The sequence below is a fragment of the Parasphingorhabdus sp. genome, assembly GCF_036964565.1.
GTDB lineage: Bacteria > Pseudomonadota > Alphaproteobacteria > Sphingomonadales > Sphingomonadaceae > Parasphingorhabdus.
Genome location: NZ_JBALTN010000020.1, coordinates 1 through 16261 on the forward strand (window position 1 = coordinate 1; position 16261 = coordinate 16261).

The 16261-nt window shown below is 53.4% G+C and carries 14 protein-coding genes and 1 pseudogene; 1 reads left to right on the forward strand and 14 read right to left on the reverse strand.

Annotation, left to right across the window (positions count from 1 at the left end; all coding sequences use genetic code 11):
* A pseudogene (locus tag V7650_RS17460) lies at nt 1-214 on the forward strand (DNA alkylation response protein); the annotation flags it as partial.
* Between the two features lie 106 nt (nt 215-320).
* On the opposite strand, the gene V7650_RS17465 reads toward V7650_RS17460, so the two are convergent.
* The 14 genes from V7650_RS17465 to V7650_RS17530 all read right to left on the reverse strand — a co-directional run bounded on the left by V7650_RS17465 (nt 321) and on the right by V7650_RS17530 (nt 15500).
* Nucleotides 321-1130 carry a universal stress protein gene (locus V7650_RS17465; protein WP_335657493.1) on the reverse strand — a complete coding sequence of 270 codons (810 nt, stop codon included), beginning with the start codon at nt 1128-1130 and terminating at the stop codon, nt 321-323.
* Between the two features lie 130 nt (nt 1131-1260).
* Nucleotides 1261-2184 carry a cation diffusion facilitator family transporter gene (locus tag V7650_RS17470; RefSeq protein ID WP_335657494.1) on the reverse strand — a complete coding sequence of 308 codons (924 nt, stop codon included), beginning with the start codon at nt 2182-2184 and terminating at the stop codon, nt 1261-1263.
* Nucleotides 2181-2825, reverse strand: a complete 645-nt coding sequence (locus V7650_RS17475) for a cation diffusion facilitator family transporter (RefSeq protein ID WP_335657495.1) — start codon at nt 2823-2825, stop codon at nt 2181-2183. The genes V7650_RS17470 and V7650_RS17475 overlap by 4 nt, the downstream gene beginning before the upstream one ends.
* The gene (locus tag V7650_RS17480) at nt 2789-3166 is read right to left on the reverse strand and encodes an STAS/SEC14 domain-containing protein (protein ID WP_335657496.1); all 378 of its coding nucleotides are present in this window, start codon (nt 3164-3166) and stop codon (nt 2789-2791) included. The genes V7650_RS17475 and V7650_RS17480 overlap by 37 nt, the downstream gene beginning before the upstream one ends.
* A gap of 186 nt (nt 3167-3352) precedes the next feature.
* A complete protein-coding gene (locus tag V7650_RS17485) occupies nt 3353-4078 on the reverse strand; it encodes a phosphatase PAP2 family protein (RefSeq protein ID WP_335657497.1) in 726 nt (241 codons plus the stop codon).
* 88 nt (nt 4079-4166) lie between these two features.
* A complete protein-coding gene (locus V7650_RS17490; protein WP_335657498.1) occupies nt 4167-4976 on the reverse strand; it encodes an AlbA family DNA-binding domain-containing protein in 810 nt (269 codons plus the stop codon).
* A 230-nt stretch (nt 4977-5206) separates the two neighbouring features.
* Nucleotides 5207-5710: an SRPBCC family protein gene (locus V7650_RS18295; RefSeq protein WP_442955330.1), complete on the reverse strand. Its 504-nt coding sequence runs from the start codon at nt 5708-5710 to the stop codon at nt 5207-5209.
* 25 nt (nt 5711-5735) lie between these two features.
* Nucleotides 5736-6029, reverse strand: a complete 294-nt coding sequence (locus V7650_RS17500; protein WP_335657500.1) for a TFIIB-type zinc ribbon-containing protein — start codon at nt 6027-6029, stop codon at nt 5736-5738.
* Nucleotides 6026-6451: a hypothetical protein gene (locus V7650_RS17505; RefSeq protein WP_335657501.1), complete on the reverse strand. Its 426-nt coding sequence runs from the start codon at nt 6449-6451 to the stop codon at nt 6026-6028. The genes V7650_RS17500 and V7650_RS17505 overlap by 4 nt, the downstream gene beginning before the upstream one ends.
* A complete protein-coding gene (locus V7650_RS17510; RefSeq protein WP_335657502.1) occupies nt 6448-8916 on the reverse strand; it encodes a heavy metal translocating P-type ATPase in 2469 nt (822 codons plus the stop codon). Before V7650_RS17510 ends, V7650_RS17505 begins: the two co-directional genes overlap by 4 nt.
* Nucleotides 8917-9484: 568 nt before the next feature.
* Nucleotides 9485-9829 (reverse strand): DUF190 domain-containing protein, encoded by a 345-nt coding sequence (locus V7650_RS17515; protein WP_335657503.1) that lies wholly within the window; start codon nt 9827-9829, stop codon nt 9485-9487.
* Nucleotides 9830-9840: 11 nt separating this feature from the next.
* Nucleotides 9841-13086 carry an efflux RND transporter permease subunit gene (locus V7650_RS17520; RefSeq protein WP_335657504.1) on the reverse strand — a complete coding sequence of 1082 codons (3246 nt, stop codon included), beginning with the start codon at nt 13084-13086 and terminating at the stop codon, nt 9841-9843.
* A gap of 3 nt (nt 13087-13089) precedes the next feature.
* Nucleotides 13090-14235 (reverse strand): efflux RND transporter periplasmic adaptor subunit, encoded by a 1146-nt coding sequence (locus V7650_RS17525; RefSeq protein WP_335657505.1) that lies wholly within the window; start codon nt 14233-14235, stop codon nt 13090-13092.
* 11 nt (nt 14236-14246) lie between these two features.
* On the reverse strand, nt 14247-15500 hold the full coding sequence (locus V7650_RS17530; protein ID WP_335657506.1) for a TolC family protein: 1254 nt from the start codon (nt 15498-15500) through the stop codon (nt 14247-14249).
* Nucleotides 15501-16261: the final 761 nt, after the last annotated feature.

Below are 16261 nucleotides of genomic sequence, written 5' to 3' on the forward strand. Positions count from 1 at the left end.
AATTAGCGGACTGGCCGAGCATAATGCCCGTAACATCGTCGAACAGCTTGCAATATCCGCTCAAGCAGCAGTGCTTGACAACGCGGACAACCCTGTCGCCGAAGCTTTTTGCAAGTTAAGACTTGATCGACCCAGTAATCTTTTTGGTGCTTCCACCGCCGTCATTGACACACGGTCCATCATTGAAAGAGCCATGCCGACAGCTTTGATGTAATTATCCAGAAATGATCATTTATTGGCGATTTTTCAAACATTATTGTCAATATTTTTTACCCACCCAGCAAGGCTGAATCCCTGCTTCCGAGAACGTCCAGGTGAAGTTATGGGACCAATAATAACGGGAGTGGGCAACTTCGAAGCAAATTTCGAGTAACACCGCCGAATATATATTCATGGGTTCGGCTCCGCCCGAAAGCCCCGGCGACCATAACACCGGCCTGCAAATTTTGTGCCGTAGATATGAGAATATCGGAAGGATGGGAACTTCGCGATGACAATAGTTGCAATTGCGGGTCCACACCATGACTAGCGAGATATTTGCAAGCCGCATCTGGCGGAATTTCGGTTCCCTTATCTTCATCAATTGATACGATATGGACCTCACTAGCAATTTTGATCAAAGGAAGCGATGAGCGTAATGCATTGGCAGATTCAATACTCCCATTCCAACAGATGATAGCCGGATCCATAAGATTGATTCCAATAAAATCATGAGGTTGGAGCAATGTTGGGGTCCGTATGTGACTTAGTAGGTCTCCGAAAAATGTTGTTGACCTGTTTTTATCAGAATTTCCGGGCGGCCGTCCCAGAATCGCGATATCCCGCAAGGCACTCTCACGTGTTATCGCATTGACGGGATCGCCTTCAATATGATTAAAATCCCAGCTTACATTCTCTTTGTCTAACCGCTCTCTTATCTGCATCCGGATTTTTTCCCCACGCTTTTGAGCCTCAACAATGAAACGATGCTTGGCCGCCATGCCCCCATAGGCATCCGATATCTTAAATGAATTGAGTGATGAAACATGGAGGCAACTCAAATGGCCCTCCACTGCGCGGGTTACGTCAAGCGCCGCTTGGACCCACGGATCTGGGCCTTGATCATCAATGTACCACAGCACAGACTGCATTAAATTTATTCCTTCCAACTAATCCCATAATTTGCTTTCGGATATTATTATTACCTAGCGCCTGATGTAAGCAGGATCCTAAAATATCCCCGAAGGCAGCATTCTGAAATTCGCATGGAATATTATGTGGTCACTCATGGTTGTGACGCCTTTCATGAGTTGGCACAATTTCGGGCGAGCAGTCTGTTTCTAGACAAGACTCGAATGTCGCATGCTTAATATCATATTTTTCGGCCAATGCCGAGCGTGCCGACGCTTTAACCGCTTCAAACGATTCCAGTGATTTTTCCTTCGGGACGAGATGTGCTTCTAGAGAAAGGCTGTGCTCACTGATACTCCACAAATGAACATGGTGAACACTCTTGACGCCATTAGTCTGGCGTAGCGTTTCTACAATCTCGTCGAATTCCAAGTCATCTGGAACCGCGCCCATGAGCAGCCGGACAGTTTTCGGTAACAATGTTATTCCTTGATAAATAACGTATACTGCGATTGCGATCGTGATGATAAGGTCAGCGATATACAGATCATATAGCAAGATCAAAATACCTGCGACTATGACCCCTACCGAAGCTAGCGCATCGGATACATTGTGAAGAAAGGCGGCCTTCATGTTAAGGCTCTCCTTTGAACTTGCATACACCATGATAGCTGTGACTAGGTCGATAACGAGTGCGATTCCTGCGACAATGATAACAGTCCAGCCTTCAATGGGCTGCGGATCAGCAAAACGGTTGATTGCCTCAACAAGCAGGTAAAAGCCAATAATCAGAAGTGTGGTTAAATTTATGAGCGCTGCTACCACTTCCCCGCGGGCATATCCGAATGTCATGAACGCGTCTGCAGGACGCCTACCAATGCGGCGCGCAAACAAGGCCAAAGCGAGCGAAGCCGCGTCACTGAAATTGTGCAAAGCATCCGCAATCAGTGCAAGCGATCCGGATAATACCCCCCCAATGATTTGGGCGATGGTCAATAAAACATTGATCACAACCGCAAACAAAAGTCGGCCATCACTCATATTGTCACTGCCGTGATCGTGGCCGGCGCTCAATGGATATCTCCCTTTTCATCATGCTTGTCCTGATGGGCATCCCGCAAAATGTCTATGCCTCCATACACCGCTACCCCTGCGACGGCGATGCCAACTAGGAGGTCCGGCCAATTTGCACCGGTGAACAGAACAATGACGCCAGCTATAATGATACCGCCATTGGATATGAAATCGTTGAAGCTAAATGTTGTCGCTGCTCGTAAATTTACATCTTTGTCTTGGATTTTTTGAAGTAGGCGCAATGATAAAAGATTAACTACGGCAGCAACAGCAGCCATGGCCATCATTAGCCATCCCCCCGGTTCAGACCCTTCAACGAAACGCCTACCCACATCTAAAATCACCCCCACGGCAAAAATCAGAAGCATTACCCCCGAAACACGCGCGGCCGCGCGCTTCCATTTTTGAGACCGCGAGAGCGCAAGCAAGCTAAGAGCATAGACAACAGCGTCAGATGAATTGTCGAGCCCGTTCGCAATTAACGCACTTGAATCGGCTAAAATGCCGGTTCCGAAAAAGGCGATTGCAATCGCAACATTCAACGCCAGCACGATCCACAGAGTTCTGCGCTTGTCCGGAGAATCTAGGTTTACAGATGTTTCGCTCACCCATTCTTCTCCGTCGAGCCAGTCCTGGCCCATTTTTCGGCTTTCTCAATATCTTTTAAGTCAAAGTATCGCATGTCACCGCTAAACAGAGGGGCAGAAAATTTCGTTCCCCATTCCACCCATTTTTTGTGGCCGACAATGGCGATACGTCCAAATTGGTCCTTATGGCGAATATCAAATTTTAGATCACGCCACAGCCCGCCGATGTTCCATCCAGAAAAATCGGATTTCAGTTCAATTAGCATCGGAACTGTTCCAGGTGTTCGCTGCGCTATACGTTCAAACAATGGCACAAATGCATCGAAATCTTCCGCGCCCAACTTTTCGCCTGCTTCTATAAAAATCAGCCCTTCACTTTCTCTTGCTGTCAGCATTTTACATCCCTTTTAAGTTCTTCAATAAATTGCGACTTGTTGCTTGCAATTTCGAAACGGTCTCCGATTCCGAGCTTACGACTTTTATTCGTATCATCTTAGCCGCTACCTCTAGATTATCCAGAAAATCTGCTAGAGGCACCACGGCCCTTTCCATATTTCTCGAGTATTTTCTTGACAGTATCTTCATCGTGCTTGCTTTGAACTGTAACGACTGAAGGCGGTCGGTGAATCTGGAATGCTGTCTTTCAAGAACCACAAGCAGCACCATCCCAGTCCAAAAATCCATCCCCCCAAAACATCGCTTGGCCAATGGACGCCCAAAGCAATCCTCGATATGCCAATCAATGCAGCCAATATAAACGCACCAGAAAGCAGGCAAACCCGTGCATATTTTCCCGGTACAATTTTGAATAAAGCCACTGCTATCAAGATATAAACGATGGTCGAATTTGCAGCATGACCGCTTGGAAAACTAGCGGAATTGGGAACAGAAAGATATTCTACAATCGAAGGCCGAGGTCTGCCGAAAAAGTCTTTCGATAAGGATATTATCCAAAACCCGCCCATGGATAAAGCGGACAATAGAAACGCATTAAGATAGGCTCTTTTTGCGATCAAAAAGCCAGAGACTGCCAAAATAACAAAAATCAGAAAAATTGAATCCCCCAAAAAGGAGACGTTGCGAACAACTTGTGGAAGCCAGCCTGGACCAACCAAAAGATCCGAGTTTTTCATAGACCTAAAAGCAAGCAAGAGGGTTTTATCTATTTTGTCCAAATGCCCTTTCGCCACCTCTGACCAAAGTACTAAAAAAATTGCCCCCATAATGCTCGATGGCATCAGTTTGAAGCCCAATGGAAAAGGAAGTCGTCGGCCTTTCGAACCTTTTCCATTTTGCATTTTGAGCATCACTCTTCCAAAGCCAATAAAGTCAGCAAAAAATTCTGATCTCGGTGTATCAGAGCAAAACAATGAACTATGATTTCGTAGGACACCTTTAGTTGTTCCCAATAGGACTGCGTTGTGCGATATGGTCTTGCGCTTCCCGAACATCTAACTCACGCGTGGAATTTCCTAACCGCACGAAATATCTCGAAATATTGCCATCTTTTAGATAAACTGGCTCAAACGCGGAATCTACGATCACCCAGCATATGGTATGGCCCCCATAATCCAAGAATTGGATGTGGACCATTGTGGCGGCATTGGCTCCCAATTGATTATTCACCAAATCAATAAGAGCGCGTTCAAATCCATCTTGGCTTTTACTTCTTAAGGTCTTGCAATCTAATTCAATGCCCTTGATTGTGCCATCATCAGAAAGGCCAATCAGTAGATTTCCGCCGCGATGGTTCATAAATCCGGCAAGCGATTTAGCTATAACCTTTTCCAATTTTTTATTTACTCGGCCTTCCTTTACATCCCAGCGCAACGACTCTTTAAATTCAGTAGTCTCGCTCTCTCCTGCCGCAATAAGCATTGGCAATTGATCGGAGAGTTGCCTTTTTAGAATATGTGACTTTTCTCTGCTTTTTTCAGACAAGGTTTCGACTAAATCCAAGACCAAGGCCAAACCAGCGCCTAAACCGGCAAAAAGCAGGTTCATAGGAAACATTTCGAAACTGGTGGACTCTCTAATCCGCCACCATAGGAAATCGGCAGCGGTATCTGAGGGTGTCGATAATAGCTGATTGAACTCAAGCCAGAAAATTAGCGTGACCAGGGGGTGTAGAAGGATGACACCTACTAATGCACCTATTACAATCTTGAAAGAAATCGGGATACGTTGATGTAAATTTATTAGCATTTCTCAACCGTTGACATAAAAAGCTTCATCTCAATTCCAGTACTTATTGAGGATACATATTCGTCTTCTTAAAAAAGAAGTTGCTGCGCGAGTAATAGTGGTCAAGTATCGCCGTGGGCGGTGGGGGATGCGCCCACGGCGTGACCCGGGCCGCAAGGGAAGATGGCAACGTCTGTTGGGTGCCTTTCTCCCGAGAAATAGCTTGCGGAGGGCCAATCTGCATTAAATTTTCAATCAATCGGCCGAAATCCTCTCCTAACGCGCTTCTTAACTTTCGCAGACGGCCATGAACGCCGGAGATGCCGTTGAAACTGCTTATCCGTGGTCTCAAGTATCAGGTTGAAATTGGTCATCATTCTCCTGAGTTTCAGCGCCGAAAGCGGACCGGTGCAGTGAAATCTGTGAACCAAGCGCGATCCGACAGACTCGGGCGCTATCAGGTAGCTCTCCTCAACCGAAATCAGCCCTCTAAAGCCAAAGCGAAAGGAAATGTGTCTCTGGTGCTCAAGAACCGAGATGCGAGCGTTGATGATGAAAAATCCTCGCTTGCTTTTTTTCATTCTGAATGAGTACTTTACAATCGCATCGAGCGCGAGTGAGCCGGAGATGCGTATGAACGGGTTCCAATGTCCATAATCCTCAAAGCGCGTCAGTGCTGACCAGACTTTAGTCGGCGAGGCATGCAAGATTGTTTCATTTTCTTGGGTAAACACGCTTTCCCCCTGACCAGCCATTCATAAGGCGATTCATCTGCATGGTTCAGTCGAACAGGTCGGAAAGAAAGCTGCGTCGGCGCTTATACCCGTGGTGCTTCGATCGTTGACGGTCATCGTGCGCCGAAAAACCGGGGCTTGATCGACCCTCATCGCGCGGCCGCGATACCGTGACGGCTTCGGATCGCTCGATGATTTTATCAAGCTCGCCCCGATCAAGCCACACACCCCGGCACTGTGGACAGAAATCAATCTCCACGCCCTGTCGATCCGAGATAGACAGCGTCACTTGGCAAATGGGACAGAGCATGCCTTTGCCTGTTGCCGTTGATGAATTCATGATAATCTCCTCTCAGTTAGCTGATGTTCGAACTCTTCTAAGCCTCGATACTCGCCAACGTCAGTGGTCAGCAAAACTTGATTTCGTGCTCCGCGATCGAGACGTGGTTTGACCGGTATCAGCGAGAATTGAATGCCGCCGTCGACGGCGGTGCGGCACTCCGTTTCCAATGACACCGGACTGGATATCACCTTGCGACTGAAGCTCATTTCAAACAGCGTGCCTCCAAAGTAGTTGAGATCGCGCGCATCGGACGCGCCGATGGCGGCAAACAACCTAAAATTGGAGACGAGGGCGGCACATCGGGTGGTTACGAACTGCGCTGCGGCTTCTGAGAAGTTTCTGCTCGGCATTGAGCATATCGAGGATATTTCGCGTTTCTCCGCAATTTTGAGCACAAATCCCTTCGAAAGTAAGCTCATTGGGCACCCCTGTCTTGATAGCCAAGCAAACGGAGCGCATTGAAAACGACGAGCAGCGTCGAGCCTTCATGGACCAGAATCGCAGGGCCTATTCCAAGACCCATGATCGTCGCCGGCACCAGGAAGGCGACCACACCCAAGCTGACGATCAGGTTCTGCCGAATGATCCAGCGGGTGCTGCGGCTCAGGCCGATGGCAAACGGTAGATGTGCGAGGTCATCGGCCATAAGCGCGACATCGGCAGTCTCGAGTGCGACGTCGGATCCCGCAGCTCCCATTGCAATACCCACGGAAGCATTCGCGATAGCGGGAGCATCGTTGACACCATCACCTACCATCGCGACCGGCGCGTCGGCGCGAAGCTTTTTGATTGCCTCGACCTTATCCTCTGGCATCAGGTCGCCCCAGGCTTCTTCGATGCCGACTTCGGCGGCTACCGCACTGGCTACCCGCTGATTGTCGCCTGACATCATCACCATACGCTGGATTCCTAGCGCTCTAAGTCGCTCTATCGTTTCTTTTGCGGCTGTGCGCGGTGTGTCCATGAGTCCGATTGCACCCAGGTCGCGCTGACCAGTGCGCACGACCATCGTCGTGCGCCCTTGCTCGCGCAGAATCTCAATCGTCTGGGCCGTCTCCGCCGTAAGGGGAGCGATTCCATCTCGACCGAACATCTCAGTCTTGCCAATCAGCACCACCTTCCCGTCAACACGCGCCTGCACGCCGCGGCCTGTTAGGCTGACGAGGTCGACCGCCTCTGGAACCGGTTGACCATCGAGAAATTGCTCACCATCTCGCGCGATCGCTTCCGCCAGCGGGTGATCACTGAGTCTTTCGACAGCGATCGCAATTTTCATGAGTTCGGCGTTGTCCACTCCCATTGATGGCGCGACGTCAGTAATGCGAGGGCGCCCTTCGGTAAGCGTGCCAGTCTTATCGAAGGCCAGCGCATTCAGCGAACCTAAAGTCTCAAGCGGTCCGCCGCCCTTGATTAGCACGCCACCACGAGCCGCCCGAGCGATGCCCGATAAAACGGCGCTCGGCGTCGCGATGGCGAGCGCGCAGGGGCTGGCCGCTACAAGCACGGCCATTGCCCTATAAAAGCTGTCGCGGAACGGTTCATCGATGACAACCCAAGCGAACAACAGCATGACCACCAGCGCGAGAACGGAGGGCACGAACACCCGCTCAAAACGGTCGGTGAAGCGCTGGGTTGGAGATTTCTGTGTCTCCGCCTCACTCACCATCTTGACCACCTTGGCCAGCGTCGTGTCGGCAGCAAGGCGTGTGACAGCGATTTCGATCGCGCCTTGACCATTTATGGTCCCCGCAAATACTCGGTGCTGGGCGGAAACCTTGTCAGATTGGGCTGCTGCCAGCGCCCTATCCGGTACCGGCTCCTTATCGACGGGGACGCTTTCGCCCGTGACGGGTGCCTGATTGATGCTTGATCGCCCAACTACAATGAACCCATCTGCAGGCAGACGTGCGTTCGGCTTTACGATCACGGTATCGCCGATAACGAGATCTTCGACGGAGATTTCGCTCAGACGGCCATCCCCTCGACGTACTAAGGCTGTACGTGGTGCCAGCTCAGCCAAAGCCTCGATCGCGCGCTTTGCCCGGCCCATCGCATAATGTTCAAGTGCATGCCCCAAGCTAAACAGAAACAAGAGTAGTGCGCCTTCGGCCCAAGCGCCCAAAGCGCCCGCGCCAGCTGCCGCCACGAGCATCAGCGTGTCGATCTCGAAGCGTTTGAGGAGCAAATTCTCAAACGCTTCGCGGAGTGTGAACCAACCGCCAAATATATAGGCGGCAAAGTAGCAGGCGATCGGCATCCAAGCAGGGGCCTCAGTCAGTTTCTCGATCGCAAACCCAGTTGCCAGCGCCCCCCCGCAAATCAGCGAAAAGATCAGTTCGGTGTTAGGCCCAAAGAGGTTGCTGTGGGCGTGCTCCCCTTCTTGGTGACCCTGCTTGGGCGGCTCTTTCGCGGCGTTGGCTGATATTGATATCCGTTCGGCTCGTTGAAGGACCCCCATCTCGGCCAGCGTCTTACTGATTTCCGCCTCTCTCACCTCGGATCGACTGAATTCCACACTAATTGTGCCTGCCGCGCTCGCCTCGACTTCGATGACACCCGGCAAATTTCGAAGCCGGTCGGCGACCGTGCGTGCCTTGCGAGCGTGGGTCAGTCCGTCAACCGTCCAGTGGATATGCTGATATTTTTCTGTCAGCGCCGCGCCAGTGCCTTTGGCAATCTCGCGCACGCGTTGGAGCGACAGGAAGTCAGGATCATAATGGATGCAAAGTTGTGCCGGAGTGTCATCATGGCTCGCGACGACATGTGCGTCCCGAACGCCCGCCCTACCTCGCAATTCGTTAGTGAGTCTGCCTATGCAGCGGTCAGCTACATCTTTTACTTCCGGCAGCAAAAGCGGAATGTCGAGGCGCACTAGATCTTTCATTGCTGTTCCCTTCATCCGATCGTCCCACGCATGGGAGAGCGCAGCGCCGAAGTGGTTGGTTTTCGCCGATGGTGTGGTGCGGGCGCGTCGAACGCCCGCACCACATGATGCCCGCTCTGGCGGAAACAGAACGACCTGAGTCCGAGCGAGCAGCGCGAATCCTTGAATTGTATGGTAGCCGATGTTCGTGAGGATGGCGCCCCAGCAAACTGCCGGCTCTGACTAGCCGAGGTCACAAGAATTGTCTCGCAATCATAAATTCTAGCCATGAAACGTTTTTTCAATAGCAAAGTTGGTGCTTGAACTGAGTGTTTTGCTGCAACTATGCCAGATGAATTCCTTCCTCGATCTGGAGTGGCCTGTTGATGCCTGCGACGAAGCCCCAAACCTTTGCCACGGGCACGGGCAATGGATACGAGTTCTCTACCGTCAAGACACCTCGTTACCCCGCCGGCGCCGGAAATTGTCCCTGCTTTGCGGCTAGACAGATCAAACTCAATGGGATGGTCCAGCCTGTCATGCGCGATGCTCACCGCATCACACCAATTGAGGCGAGATGCGGCGCAAATCATGGGCGGGCTTCGAAAAATGCTTGCCGGGCCTTCCCGCCAAGCACCTCCACTGCTTCCAGTGTCATCAGCCCGACATCCGGAATATCGCCAAGATTACCGACAAACGTCCGTAACCGCTCTTCCTCATCGACGATCTCGATGACAACAGCTCGGTCGCTTTCGAATACGTGACGACGATGCACATGGGCCGAGCGGCCAAAGCCCAAGCGCGCATCCAGAACGGTAGCCCCCGCCATACCGGCCTCCCGGGCGCGGGAGGCGATCACTTCGAGAACTCTACGATCTCCGAGATAAGCTCCCTCGTCCGTGTATATCCGCAACAATTTGACCGTCTGTGTCATTATCTTCTCCTTTATGCCGGTTCTGGCGCAGCCTGCGGGGCATTCTCGGTCCGCTTGCGCTTGCGGTTTTCGATTGCGCCGAGCACAACCTTCGCGATTGACGGCAACACCAAAAGAGTAAGGATAGTTGCAGCTATCAATCCCCCGATGACCGTAACCGCGAGCGGTTTCTGGACTTCAGCCCCCGTCCCGGTAGCAATTGCCATCGGAATGAAGCCGATGGCCGGAACAAATCCAGTCATAATGACTGCACGCATCTTCTCGGTCATGCCTTCCCGAATCGCCTCAACTAGAGGCAGCCCATGTTCCTGACGCTCACGAATGGCCGTCATCACAACCAGACCGTTCAGAACCGAAACACCGGCCAGCACGATAAGCCCAACCGCTGCCGAGACGGAGAAGTTGATACCGGTTAGGGCGAGCGTGAATATCCCTCCGGCCAATCCAAGTGGCAAAGTCAGGAAGACTGCAGTTGCCCGGCCGACCGACCCAAGGGCCATGAACAGCAAGCCGAAGATAGCAACAAAGGCAAGCGGCACTACGATCGACAGTCGCGCGGTCGCCGCTTGCAAATTTTGGAATTGTCCGCCCCATTCCAGATAATAGCCGGTAGGCAGATCCACTTCGGCGATCTTGGCCTGCGCCTCTGCCACGAACGAACCTGCATCGCGGTCCTCCAGATTCATCTGGACAACCACCCTGCGCTTTCCGTTTTCGCGCCGTATCTCGTTAAGCCCTTCACTCAACTGGATATTCGCTACTTGCGACAGCGGGATCTGTTGACGGATTTCGCCGGGTTCTTCGGGCAACAGCACAGGAAGCGCACGAATATCATCAAGGTTAACCCGCGTTTCGTCGGGCACGCGCACCGTGATGTCGTAACGGCGATCGCCCTCGTAGAGTAGCCCGGATTCCCGCCCGCCGAGTGCCGTAGCAACAGTGTCCGCCACTTCTTTGACAGTGAGCCCGTAGCGAGCAATCATCGCCCGATCCAGCTTCACATCAAGCAAGGGCGCACCCCCGACCTGATCCGCCTTCACGCTTGCCGCACCTGGAATGGCTTGAAGCACCTGCACCATTTCATTTGCAGTCTGTGACATTTTGTCGAGATCGTCACCATAGAGCTTGATTGCCACGTCACCGCGTACACCCGAAATCAGCTCGTTGAAGCGCAGCTCGATTGGCTGGCTGACTTCGTAGACCTGCCCGAGCTGACCGCTCAAGGCCTCCTCGATGCGTTCAACCACGTCTGCCTTGCTGTTCACTCCTGCCGGCCATTCTTCGTCCGGCTTCAAGATGACGAACCCGTCCGAGATATTGGGCGGCATCGGATCGGTAGCAACCTCTGCCGTGCCGGTCTTGGAAAACATTAGTTCAACTTCAGGAAGCTGGGCAACAGCCGCTTCGACTTTGCGCTGCATCGTAAGGGATTGATCAACGCTGACCGAGGGGACGCGCGTCGAGGCAATCGCTAGATTCTTTTCGTCAAGTTGAGGAATGAATTCCGAGCCAAGTAATCCGAAGACTGGAAATGCTGCTAGGAAGAATGCCAAGCCCCCCGCGATGAACGGCATGGGCCGAGCAAGCGCCTTGTCGAGCAGAGGCAGATAGCGGTCCTTGCTCTTGCGGATCATCCACACTTCTTTTTCGGCAACGCGCCCGCGAATGAGCAGTGCCACCAGTGCAGGCACCAGCGTGATCGAGAGAATGAACGCCGAGAACAGCGCCAGCATGATCGTGATTGCCATGGGCGAGAAGGTCTTGCCCTCAACACCGGTGAACAACAGCAGCGGTGCGAAGGACAGCAATATGATCGCCTGCCCGAACACGGTCGGTTTGATCATTTCCTGCGAAGCGTGCATCGTTTCCTCGAGCCGTTCATGGATCGTGAGCAGCCTCCCTTCGCGTTCCTGCCGGTGTGCCAGTCGCGCGAGACAATTTTCGATGATGATGACCGCCCCATCGACGATCAGACCGAAATCGAGCGCGCCCAGACTCATGAGATTACCTGGCACGCCAAAGGTGTTCATTCCGGTCGCCATCATCAGGAAGGAGAATGGAATAACCAGAGCTGCGATAATCGCCGCGCGCCAGTTTCCCAAAAACAAGAAGAGCGCAACAGCGACCAGCAGCGCGCCTTCACTAAGATTGGTTTCGACCGTCCCGACGGTCGCACTGACCAACTCGGCGCGATTTAGGACGATGTTTACACTAACCCCGGGTGGCAGCGTCTGCGAAACCTGATCAATTTTCTCTGTTACGGATTCAGCTATAATCCGGCTGTTCTGATCAATCAACATAAGCACGGTGCCAATCACCGCTTCCTTGCCGTTCAGACTGCCTGCGCCGGTGCGTAAATCGCCGCCAACCTTCACGTTAGCAATCTGACCAACCGTGATCGGAATCCCACCGCGCGTGGCCACCACCGCGTTTCGAATTTGATCGCCGGACCGCACCCGCGCATCAACACGAACGAGATAGGCTTCACCGCTACGGTTGTAGAAATTGGCGCCCACAGCAAGGTTGGCATTCTCCAGGGCTTCGCCGAGTTCGCTGTAGGAAATTCCGTAGTTGGAAAGCTTTACCGGATCGGGCTCAACCACAAATGTCTTGGCATATCCACCGATTGAATCGACGCCTGCAACACCGCGCACCGCCTTCAGCTGGGGGCCGATAATCCAGTCTTGCACGGTTCGCAGATATCCTGCTTTCGAAACTTCGTCGGTCAGCAATTCGCCTTCAGGTGTAAGATAGCTGCCATCCGGCTGCCATCCAGCTCGCCCGGCCACTTTCTTTGCACCCTTGCCATCCGGATTGGTGTACCCCACGGTATACATAACAATTTCGCCCAAGCCGGTGGTAACCGGGCCTATCTGCGGCTGCACGCCGTCGGGTAGGTTTTCGGTAACTTGGGTTAGCCGCTCGCCTACCTGTTGCCGGGCGAAATACAGATCGGTGGATTCGGAGAAGATCGCCGTAACCTGACTGAACCCATTGCGCGATATCGAACGGGTCGTCTCAAGTCCCGGGATACCGGCCAGAGAAATTTCGACTGGGTAAGTGACCAGCTTCTCTATTTCCTCAGGCGAAAGACGCGGGTCGACAGTGTTTATTTGGACCTGGTTACTCGTGATGTCGGGTACAGCATCAATCGGAAGCTGGAACAACTGCCAAGTGCCCAATGCGGCCACCGCGAGGAACAGGAATAGGACCATCCAGCGTGCACGGACGGAAAGCGCAATAAGTCGTGCAATCATGATCTAGTGCTCCCCGCCTTCGCCCTTGCCAAGTTCGGCCTTCAGCAAAAATGCGTTGGTGGTGGCGATTTTTTCGCCCGACTTGAGTCCTGCTACAATTTCAACACGGCCAGCGCTTCGCCGCCCAATAGTGACATTGCGTGCGCGGAACCCATCAGGGGTTCTAACAAAGATAACATCCTTGCCTTCGAGTGTTTGCAGCGATTCCTCTGGCACAACGATAGCGTCCGAGGTCTCGCCCCGGCTCGGCATCAGGCGAACACGCACGGGAAGCCCGGGCTGCAGGCTTCCTTGTACGTCTAGCACGGCGGTGGCCGAACGCGTTTCACCGCCAAGGCCAGGCGTTATTGCGCGCACGCGAGACTCGATTGTCTGACCATCGGGCAACTCGACCGTCGCTTGGTCACCAATGGCAAGTCGCTGAACTTCAACCGACCCCACCGCAGCTTCAATCTGAACCTTCGACGGATTAGCGACACGGTATAGTTCGGTACCTGCAGTTACATAACTCCCTAACGTTGCGTTGGCTTCCGTAATCCGGCCAGAGATCAAGCTGGATACCGCAAGGTAGCGTCCGTCGCCGGTAACCTTGGCTGCGCTTGCTGCTGATTTGGATCGCCGCAATTCAGCTTCGGCTCCGGCCAGCTCAGCCTGTGCCAATTCCAAATCCTGCCGAGCGGTAACGCGTTCGTCGAATAACTTTTTCTCGCGGGCATAAGCAGATCGGGCCACCGCTGCGCGGGCAGCCGCAGCGGTGCGTTCGGCGGCAATATCCGATGCATCGCGGCTTTCAAGAAACGCGATCGGTTCGCCTGCGCGCACGTAATCGCCGAGCCGCTTGACTACACGGGTAATTGCGCCGTCCGCCCGAGCAGTCAGGACCGCTTCCCCGTCAGGGGCAGCAGTAACCATACCTTGCGCGATGATTTCTGCGCCGAGGCCGCCGGCCTGGATTGTTTCGGTAGCGAGGCCCGCCGCTTTTACGCGGGCGGCATCCATTTCAACCAGGCTTTCGTCATGATTTTCTTCAACTTCGGCTGCAGCTTCTTCCCGCACTGGAGAAGAAGTTTTGCCGGGCCAGAACATTACGACACCAGCAATGACCAGAATGATAAGGCCGATTAAGACGGCCAAGCGTGTACGATTCATGACTAAATTCCTCATTGGGTGGCCAGCCAGATCAGCTGCGCAGCTAGTTGGTCCCGATCTTCCTTAGCTTGGATCAAAGCTTCGCGAATGCCATCGCGTGCCTCGGCGGCGGCCAGGACTTCGATCAACGGAAACTTGCCGTTGCGGTAGCCAATCCGAACCAGCCGTAACGCTTCCTCAGCCTGGGGTAGCGAGGCTTCAGACAAAGTTTCTGCCCGAGTTTCGGCCGCCAGATATCGTGATCGGGTTTGGGTGATTGCAAGTTCGAAGTCTGTCCTGATTATCGCTTCTTGCGCGGTTGCAGCGCGAAGCCGTGATTGCGCAGCAGCGATATTGCCCTGATTGCGGTTGGCGAAAGGCAGAGGGATCGTCACTCCAACCAGGAAGGCATTGTCCTTGCTTTCCTCGAATCGGCGGACACCGGCCGAGATGACTGGATCCGGCACGGCGAGAGACCTCTCTCGATCAATAGCGGCATCAGCCGCTTCACGCTCGGCTTGGGCGATCTGCAAACGCAGCGATGTATCTCTAGCCAGAAGTGCTGCGGGCGGTTCAATCTTAGGGAAAACCGGTTGAACCACTGGGAGTTGCGCGCTTTCCCCCCACAAGGCGGCGAGCGCGCTGCGGGCGGCAAGATCGCCAACCTGAGCAGCCTCCAGAGCCGCCTGCGCTTCGGCAAGAGTAGCTTGGGCGCGCAGCGCGCGCAAAGGCGGCTCACGACCTACTTCGACCAAAACACGTGCAATGCGCGCAAGTTCACTGTTGCGCTCGACAATATCGCGCGCCAGCTCAAGGCGGGCGGAAGCCGCAATAGCTCCGACATAGCGCTCACGTACCGACAGTGCGAGCCCGGCAGCTGAAAGGTCACCCTGAAGCGCGGTGACGCGAGCCTCTGCCTCAGCCGAACGTATACGTGACCCGCGCTTGCCACCCAGTTCTAACCGCTGGCCAACCGAAAGCGTGTATTCGGTTGCTCTGAGGCCTGAAAAAGCGCCGGTCCCGGCGATGTTTTCCGCCTCAAAAGACACTTCTGGATTGGGCCGCAAGCGGGCTTGGTCGATGAGTGCGCGAGCCGCCTCAGTCTCGGCTCGCGGACCGACGAGGCGCGGGTTGTTTTCGGCGCCCGGCGCGCTCCCGGAAACTCCGGCACGGCTCAAGGCATCTTCGAGCGACAGGACCGTACGATCCTGTGCACCGAGGGGTTCGGTGAACAGGGCGAGGCCAAGCCCGGACAAAAGGGCGCCTCGCCAAATGATGGCAAACATGAATGAAAACTTCCTCTAATAACAAACTGACGGCACGCGCCGAGGCCAAGCCTAGCTAAGCCTCAATTGTCAGAATATCGGAGGTCGGAAAGTGTCTGAATGATCCGGTGGGGGAAGACTTGAGCCGCCTCGCACCAGCCTGACCTGAGCTACCACAATAGGCTCGGGCGGTTGGGCGACTACCTCAGGGATACCAATTTGATGGCCATGACAGCCACTACAATTAGTCGAGGTTTTCGTAGGATCGGGCTGCTTATCGTCGCCTTGCTTCGAAAAGTCCACACAATCGTCTACTGACGCAACAGCGCTGGAGCACGAACTGGAATCCAGCTCGGCAGCTTCAGCCATCGCCCCCGCGGTCATTCCCGTAACGAGGAAAAGACTAACAATAATGTGCAACCATTTTTTCATCTAGCTGGCTCTTAATTTCCCGTGGGTTAAAAGGAAAGGAAAAAATGCAAGAATCTTTCGGTTTCTAAGTATCGCCCTTGCAATAGAATTTACAACTCCGCCATCGGGACATATGAAGCCAGGCCGTTTGCCGGCTTCGCCGACGACCAATGTGCACGGCCAAGCCGCTATTTGCATAACTCAAGACGGGCTATGACATTCGCAGACAACCATAATCTGGAGACCGCTGTAACAATCCCTATGAAACAGAATGCCACTTCGAGCATGCCCGCAGTACCTGTATCACCGAACGGATAGACGCGCTACGCGGGATGCGCGATATCAGAGATTAGCGAAAAACATAATCCTCC